Origin of the sequence: Thiocapsa sp. UBA6158 (assembly GCF_002423035.1) — a bacterium.
Lineage (GTDB): Bacteria > Pseudomonadota > Gammaproteobacteria > Chromatiales > Chromatiaceae > Thiocapsa.
Map to the genome: position 1 here is coordinate 6,568 of NZ_DIUM01000103.1, position 912 is coordinate 7,479.

The window sequence follows — 912 nt, forward strand, 5'->3', positions numbered from 1 at the left end:
ATCAGCACGGCGGTCTGGATGGTCATATGCAGGCTGCCGGTGATGCGCGCGCCGGCGAGGGGCTTGGATTTGCCGAACTGCTCGCGCAGGGCCATCAGGCCCGGCATCTCGGTCTCGGCGATATCCATCTCTTTGCGGCCGAAATCGGCCAGGGAGATGTCGGCAACCTTATAATCAGTGAACTCACTCATGGTTATCAGCTCCTGATGAAACGTGAGTGAGCGCCGTTGTCGTGTCGACCCCGCCGCCGAGCCTGGCCCGGGCTCCGATGGCCCGGGTCGCAACGCTCCTCGGTCGCGAGGTATTTGTTGAGATCGATCAGAATGGACTAAGAATCGTCGCGTTCCTGCACCACGCGCACCAAAGATCGGTAACTGGGAACAAGATATTCAAACGCAGACCGCACCGAGTCGCACCTGACGCGGTTGAGCTCTAGATGCCCGCCGCTTCGCGCAGCATCTCGGCCTTGTCCGTGCGCTCCCAGGTGAAGCCCGGCTCCGAACGCCCGAAGTGACCGTAGGCCGCCGTGTCACGGTACTTGATCAGATCGCGGTTGGTGAGATCCAACATCCGGGTGATGCCGTAGGGACGCAGATCGAAGTGGGCGCGGATCAGCTCGATGATGCGATGCTCGCTGATGCTCGCGGTGCCGAAGGTATCGATGGACAGAGACGTCGGCTCGGCCACACCGATCGCGTAGGACACCTGAACCTCGCACTTCTCCGCAAGACCCGCGGCGACGATGTTCTTAGCGACATAGCGCCCGGCATAGGCGGCAGAGCGGTCGACCTTCGAGGGATCCTTGCCGGAGAAGGCACCGCCGCCATGTCGCGCCATGCCGCCGTAGGTGTCGACGATGATCTTGCGCCCGGTGAGGCCGCAGTCGCCCTGCGGACCGCCGACCACGAAGCG

General features: G+C 62.9%; 2 protein-coding genes and 1 riboswitch. Both genes read right to left on the bottom strand.

All coding sequences use genetic code 11. The features are described 5' to 3' along the window. On the bottom strand, positions 1-191 hold a 191-nt coding region (locus tag B4N44_RS13990), incomplete at its 3' end, for an adenosylhomocysteinase (protein WP_296701908.1). Positions 192-212: 21 nt separating this feature from the next. Further along, a riboswitch (S-adenosyl-L-homocysteine riboswitch) is annotated at positions 213-298 on the bottom strand. Between the two features lie 134 nt (positions 299-432). Further along, positions 433-912: methionine adenosyltransferase domain-containing protein (locus B4N44_RS13995; RefSeq protein WP_296701910.1), on the bottom strand; the 480-nt coding region annotated here is incomplete at its 5' end.